This is a genomic window from Nocardia sp. bgisy134, from assembly GCF_057708325.1.
Genome location: NZ_JBYIRW010000002.1, coordinates 622109 through 639324 on the forward strand (window position 1 = coordinate 622109; position 17216 = coordinate 639324).

Genomic DNA, 17216 nt, shown 5'->3' on the forward strand with positions numbered 1-17216 from the left:
ACAACTACGTTATGTTTGGGAGACGTAATGACCCATGTGGTCTTCAACCAGGTTCCCCCGCTGACCGGCCACAATCCGGCCGACGATCCGGCTCTGCTGGAAGGTCTGCACCGGGACGGGGGCGGCGAGGCCGAGGCCGAGGTTCGGGAGGTCGGCGCCATGGCCGCCTCGGAACGGGTCCAGGCGTGGGCGCGGCAGGCCAACGCTCATCCACCAGTCCTGCGCACCCACGATCGGTATGGGCACCGCATCGACGAGGTCGAGTTCGACCCCGCCTGGCACGAGGTGATGGCTCGCGCGGTCGGCCACGGGCTGCACGGATCGGCCTGGGACGACGACCGGCCCTACGCACATCTCGCTCGGGCGGCGAAGCTGTACGTCTGGCCGACGGAGGCCGGTCACATCTGCCCGATATCGATGACCTATGCCAGCGTGGCCGCGCTGCGGCACAGCCCCGCCCTGGCGAGTTCCTATGAGCCGCTTCTGGTCTCGCGGTCTTATGATTTCGGGCTTCGACCGCCGCTCACCAAGGCGGGCCTGATCGCGGGTATGTCGATGACCGAGAAGCAGGGAGGCTCGGATCTGCGCGCCGTCACCACTCGTGCCGTCCCGCAGCCCGACGGCTCCTATCTGGTCACCGGACACAAATGGTTCACCTCGGCGCCGATGAGCGACATCTTCTTGCTCTTGGCCCAGGCGCCCGGCGGGCTGTCGTGCTTCCTGCTCCCGCGGGTCCTACCCGACGGCACCCGCAACCGCATGCACTTGCAGCGGCTCAAGGACAAACTCGGCAACCACTCCAACGCCTCCGCCGAGGTCGAGTACGACGAAGCGACGGCCTGGTTGGTCGGGGAGGAAGGCCGCGGTGTGCCGACGATTCTCCAAATGGTCAACCTGACCCGATTGGACTGTGTGATCGGCGCAGCCTCGGGCATGCGCGCCGGCCTCACTCGAGCTATCCACCACACCGCTCACCGCCGTGCGTTCGGCCGCCAGCTCATCGACCAGCCGCTCATGCGCAATGTCCTGGCGGATCTGGCCGTCGAGGCCGAGGCTGCCACCACCTTGATGACCAGGCTCGCGGCCGCGACCGACCGGGCGAAGAACGGCGACGAGGCCGAGGACCACTTCCAACGGCTCACGCTCGCCGTGTCGAAATACTGGCTGTGCAAGCGTTGGCCGGCGCATATCGCCGAAGCCCTCGAATGCCTCGGCGGCAACGGCTATGTCGAGGAATCGGGGATGCCCATGCTCTACCGTGAAGCTCCGGTGCTGGGGATCTGGGAAGGCTCCGGCAACGTCGCGGCGCTCGACGTGCTGCGCGCCATGGCCAAACAGCCGGAGACGGTCGCCGCTTTCCTCGCCGAGGTCGACAAAGCCGCCGGCGCCGACCGGAACCTCGATGCTGCCGCCGATCGTCTGCGCACCGAACTCGGCGCCCTGCTCACCACCGACGATCTGGACGGTGTCCAAGCCGGAGCCCGGCGCCTCGTCGAAACCATGGCCCTCACCCTGCAGGGCTCGCTCCTGGTCAGGCACGGACACCCAGCGGTGGCGGATGCGTTCTGCGCCACCCGCTTGCACCGCGACTGGGGAACCGCCTACGGAACTCTGCCACCAGCCCTCGACACCACCCCGATCATCGAACGGGCCCTCCCCAAAGTCATCTAGTCGATGTGGCCATGCTTTCGGGTTCGTCCGAGAGGTTGTAGGCGGCGTTGATGCCTTCCTCGACCCGGCTCGACGGCGACTGCGTCTCCGAGCGGCCGGTTGCCGCCGCGCGGCCGGGTGCCTGTCGGTGGCGGGGTGCAGACTGATCGCATGGCCACCTTCTCCACCGCCATGTTCTCCCGCGCGACCCAGGAATGGTTCGACGGCGCCTTCCCCGCGCCGACCTCGGCCCAGCTCGGCGCGTGGCAGGCCATCGCGGCCGGAGAACACACCCTGGTGGTCGCGCCGACGGGCTCGGGCAAGACACTCTCGGCGTTTCTGTGGGCGATCGACGAACTGGCCGCGCGGGAGCGCCGGGACCGCGAGGCAGCCCAGCGCCGGACGCGCCGTCAAGGTGGCGAGACCGGAGACGGCAAGGTCGAGCACGCGGGCACCACGGTGCTGTACGTGTCGCCGCTGAAGGCGCTCGCGGTGGACGTGGAGCGCAACCTGCGCGCGCCGCTGGTCGGCGTCACCCAGACCGCCAAACGGCTCGGTCTCGACCCGCCCGACATCACCGTCGGCGTGCGCTCGGGCGACACCAGCGCCGCTGACCGGCGCGCGATGCAGCGCACGCCGCCCGACATCCTGATCACCACGCCGGAGTCGCTGTTCCTCATGCTCACCTCCGCGGCGCGCGAGACCCTGCGCACCGTGCGGACGGTGATCGTGGACGAGGTGCACGCCATCGCCGGTTCCAAGCGCGGCTCGCACCTGGCGCTGTCGCTGGCCCGGCTGGATCTGATGACCGAGCGGCCCGCCCAGCGCATCGGACTCTCGGCCACCGTGCGCCCGCCGGAGGAGGTGGGCCGGTTCCTCGTGGGCAACGCGCCGATCACCATCGTGTCCCCGCCCGCCCCCAAGACCTTCGACCTGTCGGTGCGGGTGCCGGTGGCGGACATGACCGAGCCCGGAGAATCCGATCAGCCGGGCTCGATCTGGCCGCACGTGGACGAGGCCATCGTCGATCTGGTCCTGGACCACAACTCCTCGATCGTGTTCGCGAATTCGCGCAGGCTGGCCGAACGGCTCACGGCCCGGCTCAACGAGGCCTACGCGGCCCGGCTCGGTGATCCGATCGACACAGCGCACGCGCCGCCCGCGCAGCTGGGCGCGTCCACCGAGGTGATCCACGGGGCCGACCAGCTGCTGGCCCGCGCGCACCACGGATCGGTGAGCAAGGAGCAGCGCGCGCTCATCGAGGACGATCTGAAGAGCGGTCGCCTGCGCTGCGTGGTCGCGACGAGCAGCCTGGAACTCGGTATCGATATGGGCGCGGTCGACCTGGTGGTGCAGGTCGAGGCGCCGCCCTCGGTGGCGAGCGGCTTGCAGCGCATCGGGCGCGCTGGTCATCAGGTCGGCGAGATCTCCCGCGGCGTGCTGTTCCCGAAGCACCGCACCGACGTCATCCACTGCGCCGTCGCCGCGCAGCGGATGGTGACCGGGCAGATCGAGGCGATTCAGATCCCGGCCCACCCGCTCGACATCCTGGCCCAGCAGACGGTCGCGGCCTGCGCGCTCGAACCGATCGACGTGGACGCCTGGTTCGACATCGTGCGCGGGACCGGCAGCTACGCCGGGCTGCCGCGCTCTGCCTACGAGTCGGTGCTCGACCTGCTCTCCGGCCGCTATCCCTCCGACGAATTCGCGGAACTGCGCCCCCGGCTGGTGTGGGATCGCGACGCGGGCACGCTCACCGGCCGCCCCGGCGCGCAGCGGCTGGCGGTGACCTCCGGCGGCGCGATCCCGGACCGCGGCATGTTCGCGGTGTACATGGTGGGCGAACGGAACTCACGGGTCGGCGAACTCGACGAGGAGATGGTCTACGAATCCCGCGTCGGTGACGTGTTCGCCCTCGGCGCGACCAGCTGGCGCATCGAGGAGATCACCTTCGACCGGGTCATGGTGACGCCCGCCTTCGGACAGCCGGGCAGGCTGCCGTTCTGGCACGGTGACGGCCTCGGCAGGCCCGCCGAATTGGGCGCGGCGCTGGGCGAATTCATCCGCAATGCGGGTCGGGAATCCGCCCAGGCGCTCACCAGACCGGTCGCCCCGACGGCCGCCGCCGAGGGACCGTCCGCATCCCGGAAGGGCACGTCCCGGCGCGCCGAACGTGGGAAAGGCGGCGCCGCAGGCGATTCCGCACCGAATGTGGAGACCGACGGCCTCGGCCGCCTCGCCCGCGCCGCCGGACTCGACGACAACGCCACCGCGAATCTCGTCACTCTGCTGGAGGATCAGCGCACCGCCACCGGTCAGCTGCCCACCGACCGGACGCTGATCGTCGAGCGGTTCCGCGACGAACTGGGCGACTGGCGGCTGGTGCTGCATTCGCCGTACGGTCTGCCGGTGCACGCGCCGTGGGCGCTCGCGGTCGGCTCCCGGCTGCGCGAAAGGTTCGGCGTGGACGCCGCGCCGACCGCCTCCGACGACGGCATCGTGGTGCGGCTGCCGGACACCACCGACGATCCGCCCGGCGCGGAGCTGTTCGTCTTCGAACAGGACGAGATCGACGACATCGTCACCGAACAGGTCGGCGGCTCCGCGCTTTTCGCGTCCCGGTTTCGCGAATGCGCGGCGCGGGCGCTGCTGCTGCCACGGCGCGATCCGGGCAAACGCGCCCCGCTGTGGCAGCAGCGGCAGCGCTCGGCGCAGCTGCTGGACGTGGCGCGCAAGTTCCCCGACTTCCCGATCCTGTTGGAGACGGTGCGCGAATGCCTGCGCGACGTCTACGATCTGCCGAACCTGCGGGATCTGCTCGGCCGGGTCGCGCGCAGGCAGGTGCGACTGGTCGAGGTGGAGACCGCGACGCCCTCGCCGTTCGCGGGCGCGCTGCTGTTCGACTACATCGGCCAGTTCATGTACGAGGGTGACAGTCCGCTGGCCGAGCGAAGGGCCGCCGCGCTCTCGCTGGATTCCGGGTTGCTCGCCGAGCTGCTGGGCCGCGTCGAACTGCGTGAGCTGCTCGACCCGGTGGTGCTGGCGCAGACCGAGCGTGAACTGCAACGGCTCACGCCGGAACGCCGCGCGCGCGACGCCGAGGGCCTCGCGGACCTGCTGCGCTTGCTCGGGCCGCTGACCCCGGAAGAGGCGGCGTTGCGCTGTGTCGGTGCGGTGCGGCCGCAGGGTGTCGACGGTGCGCTGCCGCATGCTGCCGGTGATGTGCAGCTGCGCGGGGTCGATGGTGCGTCAGCGCACGAGGTCGATGATGAGCGGCCGCAGGGTGCCGATGAGGCGGTGCCGAGCCTTGTCGATGACGCGGTGCCCAGCGCCGCCGACGAGGGGGCGGATTCGGGTGCGGTCGACGAACCCGCGGCCGACCCGCGTCCCTGGTTCGGCGAACTCGCGAAAGCCCGGCGCGCGCTGGAGGTCTCGTTCGCGGGCCGGACCTGGTGGGTCGCCGTCGAGGACGCCTCCCGCCTGCGCGACGCGCTCGGCGTCCCGCTGCCGATCGGCACTCCCGCCGCGTTCATCGAACCGGTCGCCGACCCGCTCGGCGACCTGGTCGGCCGCTATGCCCGCACGCACGGACCGTTCACCACCGACGCCGTCGCCGCGCGCTTCGGTATCGGCCCCGCCGTCGCCGCTACTGCGTTGCATCGCCTGGTAGCCGAAAAGCGGGCGGTGGAAGGCGAATTCACGCCGGGGGCCAACGGCGCCGAATGGTGCGACACCCAGGTGCTGCGGCGGCTGCGACGGCGGTCGCTCGCCGCGGCGCGGCACGAGGTGGAGCCCGTCGCGACCGCGGCCTTCGGGCGCTTCCTGCCGTCCTGGCAGCATGTCGAGACCGGCGAGCTGCGCGGCGTCGACGGTGTCGCGGCCGTGGTGGAACAGCTTGCCGGAGTGCCCATTCCGGCCTCGGCGTGGGAGTCGCTGATCCTGCCCGCCCGGGTCCGCGATTATTCGCCCGCGATGCTGGACGAGCTGATGGCCACCGGCGAGGTGGTGTGGTCAGGGCACGGCGCCATCACGGCCAAGGACGGGTGGATCGCGCTGCACTTGGCCGAGCAGGCCTCGTTCACGCTGGCGCCGCCGGACGAGATCGAGCTGTCCGAGACACACCTGCGCCTGCTCGACGCGCTCGGCGCGTCCTTGGCGGCGCGGACACAGCTCACCCTAGGAGACACCGCCTCGCCGCTCGATGGTTCCGCGCCGTCGGCGGACGAGCATCCGGCCGGTGCTGCGCTCCGCGCCGATGCCGAGCCCATCCGGCTGCCTCCGGTACTGCACGGCGGCGGCGCGTACTTCTTCCGTCAGCTCTCCGACGCCACCGGCCTGCTGGACGACACGGCGGTGGCCGCGGCCCTGTGGGAGCTGGTGTGGGCGGGGGTGGTCTCCGGCGACACCTTCGCGCCGGTGCGCGCCTTGCTCGCGGGCACCTCGCGCACCACGACCGCGCACCGGACGCCGCGTCGCGCACCACGCGGCCGCGCCTACCTGCCCCGCCCGAGCATGCCGACCCGATCGGGTCCGCCCGCGGTCGCCGGGCGCTGGTCGCTGCTGCCGGAACGCGTCGCCGACAACACGATTCGCGCGCACGCCACGGCGGACATGCTTCTGGAGCGCTACGGCGTGCTGACCAGGGGATCGGTGCAGAACGAGGGCGTGGCGGGCGGTTTCGCGCTGATGTACCGGGTGCTCACCGAATTCGAGGATCGCGGCCGGTGCCGCCGTGGCTATTTCGTCGACTCGCTCGGCGGCGCGCAGTTCTCCACCACCGACGTGGTCGACCGGCTGCGCTCCTTCGACACCGACCGCGCCCGCTCCGGCGATCCGGCGCGGCGGGGCAAGGCGCTGGCGATAGCCGCCTGCGACCCAGCCAATCCGTACGGCGCGGCCCTCGGCTGGCCCAAGGGCGACGGCGACAGCGGCCACCGCCCCGGCCGCAAGGCGGGCGCGCTCGTCGTGCTGGTGGACGGTGACCTCGTGCTCTATCTCGAGCGCGGCGGCAAGACGCTGCTCACCTTCACCGAGGACCCGAACGCGCGCCAGGCCGCCGCCGCGGAACTCGCCGAGCTGGTCCGCCGCCGGAGGGTCGACTCACTGGTGATCGACCGGGTGGACGGAGAATCGGTGCACGGCAACACCTTCGCGGGCTTCCTCGCCGAGGCGGGTTTCTCCGCCACGCCGCGCGGGCTGCGCCTGCGGAGGCAACCGTGACGGCGGGAGAGGTGAATGCCCGAGGGTGACACGGTCTTTCTGACCGCGCATCGGCTGCGGCTCGCGCTCTCCGGAAAGACGCTGGTGCGCAGCGATTTCCGGGTGCCGCGCTATGCGACGGTGGATCTCGTCGGCGATCTGGTGGAAGAGGTCGGCAGCTACGGCAAGCACCTGTTCATCCGCACCACCACCGCCAGCATCCACACCCATCTGAAGATGGAGGGGGAGTGGCGCACTTACTGCGTGGGCGAGCGCTGGACCCGGCCGCGGGTGAGCGCGCGCGTGGTGCTCGGCACCGACGACACCGAGGCCGTCGGCTTCTCGCTCGGCACTGTCGAGGTGCTGCGCCGCGCCGACGAGCACACCGCGACCGATCACCTCGGCCCCGATCTGCTCGGCGCGAATTGGGATGCGGCCGAGGCGGTTCGGCGCTTGGCGCGACATCCCGCGCAACCCGTCGGCCTCGCCCTGCTCGATCAGCGCAATCTGGCGGGCATCGGCAACATCTACCGCAGCGAGGTCTGCTTCCTCCGCAGAGTGCACCCGGCCACCCCGGTCGCCGCGGTGCCGGATCTGCTCGCCCTGGTCAACGAGGCGCACCGGGTGCTCACCGAGGCGGTGCACCGGCCGCCGTGGCGACCGCTGGTCTACGGCCGCCAGCGTCGTCCGTGTCAACGCTGCGGCACCCGGATCGAGGTGCGGCCGCTCGGTGAGACGAACCCGGCCTCGGATCGCATCACGCAGCGCGAGCGCGGCATCTACTATTGCCCTCGCTGCCAACCGGAACCGGCCTGAGGGCGCAGCCCAAGGAAGTTGTTTCGCATTCTCTGTGAGCGTCGGTAGGACACGGCCCCAATCGGTTGCCAATCGGTCTTTACGCCCACAAAACTCCGGAGTAGGGTTCGAGCTCGTTGAACGTATGTGAGCAGCAATTCCGATTGCGCCGCACACTTTTCCGGTCTCGGGGAGAATGCCATGGAACTCACGGCAGGGCAGCGGGCGGCGCTGGAGCTGATCTGCGACACGTTCGCGCCCGGCGACGGTCTCGCGCTGCCGCCCGCCTCCGAGCTCGGCGTCGCCGACGTGGTGGTCCGACTGCTCTCCCGCAATCCGCGTGAGGCCGAACGCAAACAGGTGGCGACGCTCCTCGGCCTGTGGGATTCGCCGGTCCTCGGCCTGCTCGCGGGCATGGGTCCGCGCCGGTTCTCGGCCCGCTCGCAGGCCGACCGCGAACGGCTGCTGCTTCGGCTCGGCGAATCGCGGTTCGGCGCCAAGCGCGCGATCTTCCAGGCGCTCAAGCAAGCCGCGCTGCTGGCGTACTACACCACGCCGGGACCCGACGGCAGCAATCCGCTGTGGAAGGAGATGGGCTACCCCTCCCCGCCAGGCCCGTTGCCCAACGCGCCGAAGCCCGCCCTGCATCCGGTGCGGCCCGAGGCGGGCGCGGCCCTGGACTGCGATGTGGTCGTCGTCGGTTCCGGTGCGGGCGGCGGCGCGGCGGCGGCGGTGCTCGCCGAGGCGGGCCTCGACGTGATCGTGCTGGAGCGCGGCGAGTACTACGACGACGCCGACTTCGGTGCCGGGGAACTCGACGCGCTGCTGCGGTTGTACGCGCCGGGCCCGGCGGCCACCGCGGAAGGCCAGCTCACCCTGGTGGCGGGCACGTGCCTCGGCGGCGGCACGGTGGTCAACTGGAGCACCTCGCTGCGCACACCGGACGAGGTGCGCGCGGAATGGGCGAGCCTGGGCGCCACCCAGTTCGCCGAGGACGAATACGGCGCCGCCCTCGACGCCGTCGAACAGCGGCTGGGCGTCACCTACGACCGCTCGCCCGGCTCGGCGCGCGACGGGGTGCTCGAGCGCGGGCTCGCGGCGCTGGGCTGGGACGTCGCCCCGCTGCCACGCAACGTCACCGCGGCCTGCGACGCGAGCGTCGAGTGCGGTCGCTGCGGCTACGGCTGCCGGCTCGGCGCGAAGCAGACCGTGACCAAGACCTGGCTGGCCGACGCGGCCGCGCACGGCGCGCGCCTGGTGGTCGGCGCCGACGTCCGCCGCGTCGAGGTCTCCGGCGGCCGCGCCGAGGGCGTCCGCGCGGTCACCGCCGACGGCGCGGAGTTCACGGTGCGCGCCCGCGCCGTGGTGGTCGCCGCGGGAGCCGTCCAGACGCCCGCGCTGCTGCGTCGTTCCGGGTTGCGGAACAAGAACATCGGCGATTACCTGCGGCTGCATCCGGCCTCGGCGGTGTTCGGCGTCTTCGACGAGGAGATCCGGCCGTGGGAGGGCGGGTTGCAGACCCGGATCTCGCGCAGGCACAGCGATCTCGACGAGCACGGCTACGGCGTGATCTACGAGACCGGCCCGCTGCACCCCGGCCTGCTGGTCGGCTTCATGAACTGGCGTGGCGGGGCGGAGCACCGCGCCGCCATGCTGGATCTGGCCCGCACCGCGGCCGTCGGCGTGATCACCCGCGACCGCGACCACGGGCGGGTCACGGTGGACCAGGCGGGTGAGCCCATCGTCCGCTACCGGCTCTCCGAGCGCGACCGCGCCCACCTGCACACCGGAATCGCGGGCGCGGCAAGCATTCTCGAGGCGGCGGGCGCGCGACGCGTCTTCTCCGGCCATCAAGCGGGCGCGACGTACGAGCCCGGCGTCAGCGGCTCGCACGCGGAATTCGTCGCGTCCTGCCTCGCGGCCGGATACGAGCCGGGTCGCTGCGGGATGGGCGCGCTGCACATCATGGGCTCGGCGCGAATGGGCGGCTCGCGCGACATGTCGGCGACCGATCCCGACGGCGCGACCTGGGAGGTGCCCGATATCGTCGTCGCGGACGCGTCCTGCTTCCCGACGGCGTCCGGCGTGAACCCCATGGTGTCGATCGAGGCGATCGCTCTGATGAACGCGAAACGTCTTGCCGCGCGGCTGAGTTGAGCGCGCGGGTCAGAGCGCCTGAATCCCCTTGAGCACGGCGCGCAGCACATCCATGTCCCGCGGACCCGCCTCGGGCGTCGGTTCGGGATCGCGGAAGTTGAGCAGGCCGTCGTCGATGAGGTCGCCGACCAGGATCTTGGTCGAGGTTAACGGCAGGTTCAGCTGCGCGGCCAGCTCGGCGATGGACTGCGGTTCGCGGGCGAGCCGCATGATGTCGGCGTACTCGGGTTCGTTGCGCCGCAGTGTCCGCGATCCGGCGCGTACCACCAGGGTGAGCATGTTCAGCTCGGGGCGGCCGCCGCCCGCGCGCCCGTTGGTGACCGCGTAGAGGCGGACGAGGGGACCGGCCTCCTCGTCGAACCAGGACTCCCGCCGGTCGTTCATGGCCGTCGCGAACCGACCCCGTCGAGCGGTTGCGGACGCGGGTCGACCGAGAGGTGCGCGCCGACGCGCTGCACGGTTTGGTTCATCTCGTAGGCGACCATGCCCATGTTCGCGTTCTCCGCGGTGAGCACGGCCAGGCAGGCATTGTCGCCCGCGGCGGTGATGAACAGCACCGCGCGGTCGAGCTCCACCACCGTCTGGCAGACCCCGCCCGCGTCGAAATGGCTGCCCGCGCTGCGCGCCACGCCGTGCAGGGTGGAGGCCATGGCGCAGAAGCGTTCCGCGTCCGAGCGATTCATCGCCGTGCTGTGGCCGAGGAGCAACCCGTCGGTGGACAGCACGACAGCGTAGCGGACATCGAGCAGCCGTTCGACGAGATCGTCTAGCAGCCAGTCGAGACTACGGGGCTTGGAGGTCGTCACCGGTGCCTTCCTGCGGGTCGGGGTTCGTTGCGGTCGGGTCGTCGACGCGGTTCAGGCGGCCCTGCCGAGTGCCGTTCTCGATGGCCGACATCAGCGTGCGCGCCTCCTCGGCGCTGCGCGGGCGTGCGCCCGCTGTGCCGCCGAGCCGAGCGGCCGGTTCGTCGGAGGCGTCGGAGCGGCGGCGTCGCGGCAGCGCCGGTCGATCGCCCTCGCCGGTCGCGGCGGGTGCGATCTCGACGGGGCTGGGAGCGGCGAGGACAGGGACGGGGGCGAAGCCGTTGAATGTCCCGTTGTTCGCCAACGCGTGCGGTTGCTGGACGGCCTGGTTGCCCCGCACGGGTGGTTCCTGGCCGGTGGCGATCACCGCCGTCGGCACCAACACGATGGCGCGCACTCCGCCGTAGTCGGATTCGGTCAGCCGCACCGAGATACCGTGTCGCACGGCCAGCTTCCCGACCACGAAGAGGCCGAGCCTGGCATCACTGGAGAGCGTGGCGACGCTGAAGTCGGGCGGGGACGCCAGCACGGCGTTGCGTTCGGCCAGTTCGGCTTCCGGCATGCCGAGTCCCTGGTCGATGATCTCGATAGCCACGCCCTTGCCGACCAGCGTGCCGGACACCTCGACCCGCGATTCCGGTGGCGAGAAGGCCGTCGCGTTGTCGGTCAGCTCGGCGATCAGGTGCATCAGGTCGGCCACCGCTGCGCCGGAGACGCGCACGTCGGGCAGCTTGCCGATCTGAATCCTGGTGTAGTCGAGGCTTTCCGCGACCGCGCTGCGCACCACCTCGATCAGCGGCACCGGATTGCGCCAGCGACGGCCGGGCTGCTCGCCGCCGAGGATGACGAGGTTCTCGGCGTTGCGCCGCGCCCTGGTGGCCAGGTGGTCGAGCTGGAAGAGCAGGTCCAGGCGTTCCGGGTCCTCCTCGTGGCGTTCGGCCTTGTCCAGCAGCGCCAGCTGGCGGTGCACCATCACCTGGTTGCGGTGCGCGATGTTGAGGAAGACCGCGGCCACGCCCGCCCGCGTCTTGGCCTCGGCGACCGCGGCCGAGACGGCCGATTGGTGGGCGCGGTTGAACGCGTCGGCCACCTGGCCGATCTCGTCACCGCCGTAGTCGAGGCGCGCGACTTCCCGCGCGTCGACCTCGGCGCCCTCGCCGAGCTGACGGATGGTCTCGGGCAGCCGTTCGTCGGCCAGCTCCAGAGTGTCGCGGCGCAGCCGCTGCATGCGGCCGATGAAGCGGTTGGCCAGCAGCAGGGCGGCGAGGAAGGCGAGCAGTGTCAGCGCGAGCACGCCGAGGCCGCCGTAGAGGGAGTTGCGCGCGATCTGCTCGCCGGTGGCCTCCGCGGTGCGGTGGGCGTCGCGGCTCTGGTCCTCCCACAGCTTCAGCAGCTGCGAGCGCACGGCGGTGGCGGACTGCTGCCATTCGCCGACGCCGAGCGGCAGCGGCGGCGGGATGTCGGCCGTGCGGGTGGTGCGGGAGGTCGACTGCCTGCCGGAACTGTCGCCGGTGGAGTTGTTCGAGGTCGAGGTATTCGGGGCGTCGGAATCGCCGGTCTTGGTGCCCCGCTGGATGATCGCGTCCTCCATCGCGGTCAGCTGCCGCCAGGTGGGACTCGCGGTGATCTCTTGCAGTTGTGCCTGCCGCTTGCCGGTCAGCACGGTGGTCGCGTAGGCGACCTCACCGCGGCCGTCGCCGACGTAGCGGCTGAACTCGGTGAGCTGTTCGGGGGTGAGCTGTTCGGTGATGAGCGCCGCCGTGCCGAGCGCGCTCGCCCGCGACACCGCTTCGGCGGCGCGCAGCGCGTGCACCGCCTTGTACAGCTCGACGGCGATCTCGGCGTCCGGCGCCACCTCGGCGGCCAGCAGCGAGGCCTGCACGATGGTGTCGATGATCTGGCTGAAGGCGAGGAAAACCTGCGCCGACGGCAAGGCGTGCGCGTCGATGCCGCCGCGCAGCGCGGGCAACTGCCGGTAGAGCACGTCGTAGCTGTCGATATCGCCCGCGAGGTCGGGACGCAGTTCGGAGGCGGTATCGCCCAGGGAATCCAGCGTGGCCAGCGCGTCGTCGGAATTCTTGCGTGCGGCAGGCAGGGTGTGGGTCGCGTCGTCGTCGCCCGCCAACAGCAGCAGCGAGGCGCGACGCTCCTCCTGGAACGCCTCGATCATCAGGATCGCCGGGGTGGTCACGGAAGTGGCCATCTCGGCCCAAGACGCCGCATTGCGACCGGTTTTCACCAGGTACGCGGTGGCGCCGATGCCGAGCGCGAGCAGGGCGACGCTCGGAATGAGGACGATCGCCAATAGTCTGGTTCGGACGCCGAGGGGGCGGGACCGCATGCCGGTCGGTAATACGCGTCTGATTCTGCTGCTTATCACCGATGTTCTTGCCTACCTCTGGGCATCGCTGCCCCCGTGCGGAACCGGCTCGTGCCAGGCCGAGAACCGGCATGGTGCCGAGTACCCCGTGTCACCCTAGTCACTGAAAGAACGGCGACGCAATAACTTTCGTCGAGCAAAGAGCAGGGTAATCGGCGATCGCGGAGTTCGGGTAACCACGGGATATATTCGCAAGTGCTACCAATGGGAATGTGGTGGTCACAATGCATTTCGCGGGGTATTTCGGGAAAACTCACGCGTACGCGGATTCGAGCGCTCGCTGCTATGCGGGAGGGAATTCGTGCTTCTCCACCGCCGAATGTTCTGACCGCGAGGCGCGTCGGCACCGGGTTCGCGGCGTCTCCGGGTGGTTCGGGCCGAGGGCGTCGCGAGACCGGCTACCGGAGCCGGTCGGCGTGCCGAGTGGTGATCGAACTCAGCAGGCGTTGCCGGTGGCCGTGCCTTCCGGATGGCGGAGCGGGTGGCCGTGCCTTCTGGATGGCGGATTCGCCGGTGTCCGACGTCGGCCCGACACGCGCGACGGCCGTGATCAGGTGATTTGTCGCAGAGTGTGATAGCGGTCATATCGATCTCGCATCATGCATAGGGGATGCCCAGCAGTGAGCGCTTCAATTGAGCAGATTGCTCAACCTTTGATCCATCTATTGTTCATTCAGCGCTTTGGGGACAGTATGTCGGCACCAAGTGCTCAACGATGCGAAGCGCCCCGATCGGGCGCCGAGCGGATGGGTGGACCGATGACCGAGCTCGCCGACCGCGATCTGATCACCGCGCCGTACGACCTCGCCGACCGCTATCGGGTCGGCTCCGGCGCCGTCGTGCTCACCGGAGTGCAGGCGATCGCGCGACAACTGGTGGAACAGCACGTGCGCGATCTGCGGGCGGGTCTGCGGGTCGGCACCTTCGTCTCCGGTTATCAGGGCAGCCCGCTCGGCGGCGTGGACAAGCTGCTCAACGGAATGCCCACCGTGCTCGCCGAACACGACATCTCCTTCGTGCCGGGCCTCAACGAGGAACTCGCCGCGACCTCGGTGTGGGGGAGCCAGGCGGAATTGCCCGCCGGGAACGCGACGCACGACGGCGTCGTCGGGGTCTGGTACGGAAAGGGACCCGGCCTCGATCGCGCGACCGACGCGTTGCGTCACGCGAATATGTACGGCGCGAATGCGCGCGGCGGCGTGCTGCTGCTGGTCGGCGACGATCCGGCCGCGAAATCCTCGACCGTGCCCGCGGTGAGCGAACGGTCGCTGGCCGCGATGAACATCCCTGTGCTCTTTCCCCGCAACGCGCGCGAGATCATCACCATGGGCCTGCACGGCGTCGCGCTGTCCCGGGCGTCCGGGTGCCTGGTGGCGCTGAAGATCGTCGCCGATGTGGCCGACGGCGCCTGGACGGTGGACGGCTCGGTCGGCGACATCGCCATCACGGTGCCCGAGATCGACTGGGAGGGCAGTCCGTTCACCTATCGGCAGCGGCCGATGGCGGCGCCGACCGACAGCGTCATCGCCGAGGCGGACCTGTACGGGCCGCGCTGGGAACTGGTGAAGGCCTACAGCACCGTCAACGAGCTGGACGTGATCGAGGTGAATCCGGCGCGCGCCAGGGTCGGCGTCGCCGCCACCGGAACCGCCTTCGACGCGATGCGCCAGGCCCTGCTCGATCTCGGCGTGGACGACGCCGCGCTGTCGCGGGCAGGCGTCCGATTGCTGCGCATCGGCATGCCGTATCCGATCGCGCCCGAGCGGGTGCGGGAGTTCGCCGACGGGCTGGAGCGGATCGTCGTGGTGGAGGACAAGACCGCGTTCGTCGAGACGCAGATCCGCGAGATCCTCTACGGCCGCGCGGGTGCCCCGGAGATCGTCGGCAAGGCCGATGCCGAGGGTCGCACGCTGTTCAGTCCCAACGGCGAGCTCACCTCGGGTCGCATCGCCGGGCCGCTGCGCCGGGCGCTCGCCGGATATCTGGAGACGAAGAGGCCACTGCCGCAGCCGCTGTCGCTGTCCGTCCTGCCCGCCAAGCGCGCGGCGTACTTCTGTAGCGGTTGCCCGCACAATCGGTCCACCGCGGTGCCGGAGGGCTCGCTGGCCGGTGGCGGCATCGGCTGCCACACCCTGGTGACCATGTCCGGCCGCACCGACAGCGCGGTCACCGGCCTGACTCAGATGGGCGGCGAAGGCGCGCAGTGGATCGGGCAGGCGCCCTTCACCGACGTGGGCCACCTGTTCCAGAACATCGGCGACGGAACCTATTTCCACTCCGGCCAGCTGGCGGTGCAGGCCTGCGTCGCCGCCGGCGTGAACATCACCTTCAAGCTGCTGCACAACGACGTCGTCGCGATGACCGGCGCGCAGGACGCGGAGGGCTCGCTCGGCGTTCCGAAACTCACCCACAAGCTCAGCGTCGAGGGCGTGCGGCGGATCATCGTCTGCGCCGACGAGCCCAAGCGCTACCGAAAGCGCGATCTCGCGCCGGGCACCCTGCTGTGGCACCGCGACCGGCTCGACGAGGCCCAGCGCATGCTGCGCGAGATTCCCGGCGTCACCGTGCTCGTCTACGACCAGCACTGCGCGGCCGACGCCCGCCGCAAGCGCAAGCGCGGCGCGCTGCCGGTGCGCCGGACCAGGGTGATCGTCAACGAGGCGGTCTGCGAGGGCTGCGGCGATTGCGGCGTCAAGAGCAACTGCCTTTCGGTCCAGCCGGTGGACACCGAGTTCGGCCGCAAGACGCGCATCGATCAGACCTCGTGCAACACCGACTACAGCTGCCTGGACGGCGACTGCCCGTCCTTCGTCACCGTCGAGCTGCCCGACCCGGCGAATCGCAAGCGGCGCAAGGAGGTTCGTCGTCCGGAGCCGCCGCGCCTGCCCGAGCTCGCGTTCGAGGCGCCGACGGGCACGCAGAACGTCTTCCTGGCCGGGATCGGCGGCACCGGCATCGTCACCGTGAACCAGGTGCTCGCGACCGCTGCGCTGCGCGCCGGATACGACGTGGCGAGCCTCGATCAGATCGGCCTGAGCCAGAAGGCCGGACCGGTGGTGTCGCACCTGCGCTTCGCGGCGGACGCGCTGGAGCCCGCCAACCGGCTCGCCCCGGCCTCCGCCGACTGCATCCTCGCCTTCGACCTGCTCGCCGCGACCGACGACAAGAACCTGGCCTACGGCTCGCCGACCGCGACCGTCGCGGTGGCCTCGACCAGCAAGACCCCGACCGGCGACATGGTCTACGACAAGTCCGTCGCCTACCCCGACGAGGCCTCGCTGCTGGCCCGGCTGGCGCGGGCGGCCAGGGTGGCGGGTTCCTTCGACGCGCTCGCCGCCGCCGAGGCGCTCTTCGGCACTACCGCGGCCGCCAATTTCCTGCTGGTCGGCGCGGCGTACCAGAGCGGGGGACTGCGGCTGCCCGCGGCGTCGATCGAGGAGGCCATCGAGATCAACGGCGTCGCCGTCGCCGCGAATATCGCCGCCTTCCGTTGGGGCAGGCTGGCGATCGCACGGCCCGCGGAGTTCGCCGCCGCCACCACGCGCAGCAAGCTCGCGGCGGCGCGGGTGACGCCGCCCGCGAACCTGTTCGACGGACTGACCGCGACCGGCGAGACGCGGCAGCTGGTGGAGCTGCGGGCGGCCGAGCTGATCGGATTCCAGAGCGTCGCGGTGGCCCGCGAATACGTAGGCACCGTGCAGCACGTCTGGGAGACCGAACGACGAGTCACCGACCGCACTGAGTTCAGCGAGCAGGTGGCGCGCGGTCTGTACAAGTTCACGGCCTACAAGGACGAGTACGAGGTGGCGCGGCGGCTGACCGACCCGGCGTTCCTGGCCGAGGTCGCCGAGCAAATGCCCGAAGGCGCGAATCTCACCTACCGCCTGCACCCGCCCGCGCTGCGGGCGCTCGGCAGGCAGAAGAAGATCGGCATGGGTCCGCGCAGCCACTTCGCGCTGCGGTTGCTCGCCAAGGGAAAGCGCCTGCGCGGCACCAAGTTCGACCCCTTCGGCTACGCGCATGTGCGCCGCGTCGAGCGAGAACTGCGCGCGCACTACCTCGGCATGGTGACCGACCTGGCCACCACCTTGGACGCAGCGGGCTACGACCGAGCCGTTCGCGCGGCGGGCCTCGCCGAGGTCGTGCGCGGCTACGAGGACGTCAAGCTCGCCAATGTCGCGACCTACGCCGAGCGGCTGCGCGAACTCGGCATCGAGCCGCCAAGGATCTGA

Annotated in this window: 8 protein-coding genes and 2 pseudogenes; 7 read left to right on the plus strand and 3 right to left on the minus strand. The window is 70.7% G+C overall.

Annotation, left to right across the window (positions count from 1 at the left end; translation table 11 throughout):
- Positions 1–27 precede the first annotated feature (27 nt).
- The 6 genes and pseudogenes from AC3ERS_RS06400 (at position 28) to AC3ERS_RS06425 (ending at position 9801) form a co-directional block, all read left to right on the plus strand.
- A complete protein-coding gene (locus AC3ERS_RS06400; RefSeq protein WP_431964433.1) occupies positions 28–1671 on the plus strand; it encodes an acyl-CoA dehydrogenase family protein in 1644 nt (547 codons plus the stop codon).
- A 150-nt stretch (positions 1672–1821) separates the two neighbouring features.
- Positions 1822–3723 (plus strand): annotated as a pseudogene (locus AC3ERS_RS06405) (DEAD/DEAH box helicase); the annotation flags it as partial.
- Positions 3724–4029: 306 nt separating this feature from the next.
- Positions 4030–4713, plus strand: a pseudogene (locus AC3ERS_RS06410) (ATP-dependent helicase); the annotation flags it as partial.
- A 111-nt stretch (positions 4714–4824) separates the two neighbouring features.
- On the plus strand, positions 4825–6870 hold the full coding sequence (locus AC3ERS_RS06415; protein ID WP_488186837.1) for an Lhr family ATP-dependent helicase: 2046 nt from the start codon (positions 4825–4827) through the stop codon (positions 6868–6870).
- Positions 6871–6885: 15 nt separating this feature from the next.
- On the plus strand, positions 6886–7665 hold the full coding sequence (locus AC3ERS_RS06420) for a DNA-formamidopyrimidine glycosylase family protein (RefSeq protein ID WP_431964435.1): 780 nt from the start codon (positions 6886–6888) through the stop codon (positions 7663–7665).
- A gap of 180 nt (positions 7666–7845) precedes the next feature.
- A complete protein-coding gene (locus AC3ERS_RS06425; RefSeq protein ID WP_431964437.1) occupies positions 7846–9801 on the plus strand; it encodes an FAD-dependent oxidoreductase in 1956 nt (651 codons plus the stop codon).
- Positions 9802–9810: 9 nt separating this feature from the next.
- Here the strand turns inward: AC3ERS_RS06425 and AC3ERS_RS06430 are convergent, their stop codons facing one another.
- From AC3ERS_RS06430 to AC3ERS_RS06440, 3 genes are read right to left on the minus strand one after another with little or no spacing between them, the layout of a single operon-like run.
- Positions 9811–10185 carry a DUF742 domain-containing protein gene (locus tag AC3ERS_RS06430; RefSeq protein ID WP_431964439.1) on the minus strand — a complete coding sequence of 125 codons (375 nt, stop codon included), beginning with the start codon at positions 10183–10185 and terminating at the stop codon, positions 9811–9813.
- Entirely contained in the window at positions 10182–10607 is a 426-nt protein-coding gene (locus AC3ERS_RS06435) for a roadblock/LC7 domain-containing protein (protein ID WP_068061101.1), read from the minus strand. Before AC3ERS_RS06435 ends, AC3ERS_RS06430 begins: the two co-directional genes overlap by 4 nt.
- Entirely contained in the window at positions 10585–12945 is a 2361-nt protein-coding gene (locus tag AC3ERS_RS06440) for a sensor histidine kinase (RefSeq protein WP_431964442.1), read from the minus strand. The genes AC3ERS_RS06435 and AC3ERS_RS06440 overlap by 23 nt, the downstream gene beginning before the upstream one ends.
- Before the next feature lie 797 nt (positions 12946–13742).
- Between AC3ERS_RS06440 and AC3ERS_RS06445 the strand changes: the two genes are divergently transcribed.
- Positions 13743–17216: an indolepyruvate ferredoxin oxidoreductase family protein gene (locus AC3ERS_RS06445; RefSeq protein WP_431964444.1), complete on the plus strand. Its 3474-nt coding sequence runs from the start codon at positions 13743–13745 to the stop codon at positions 17214–17216.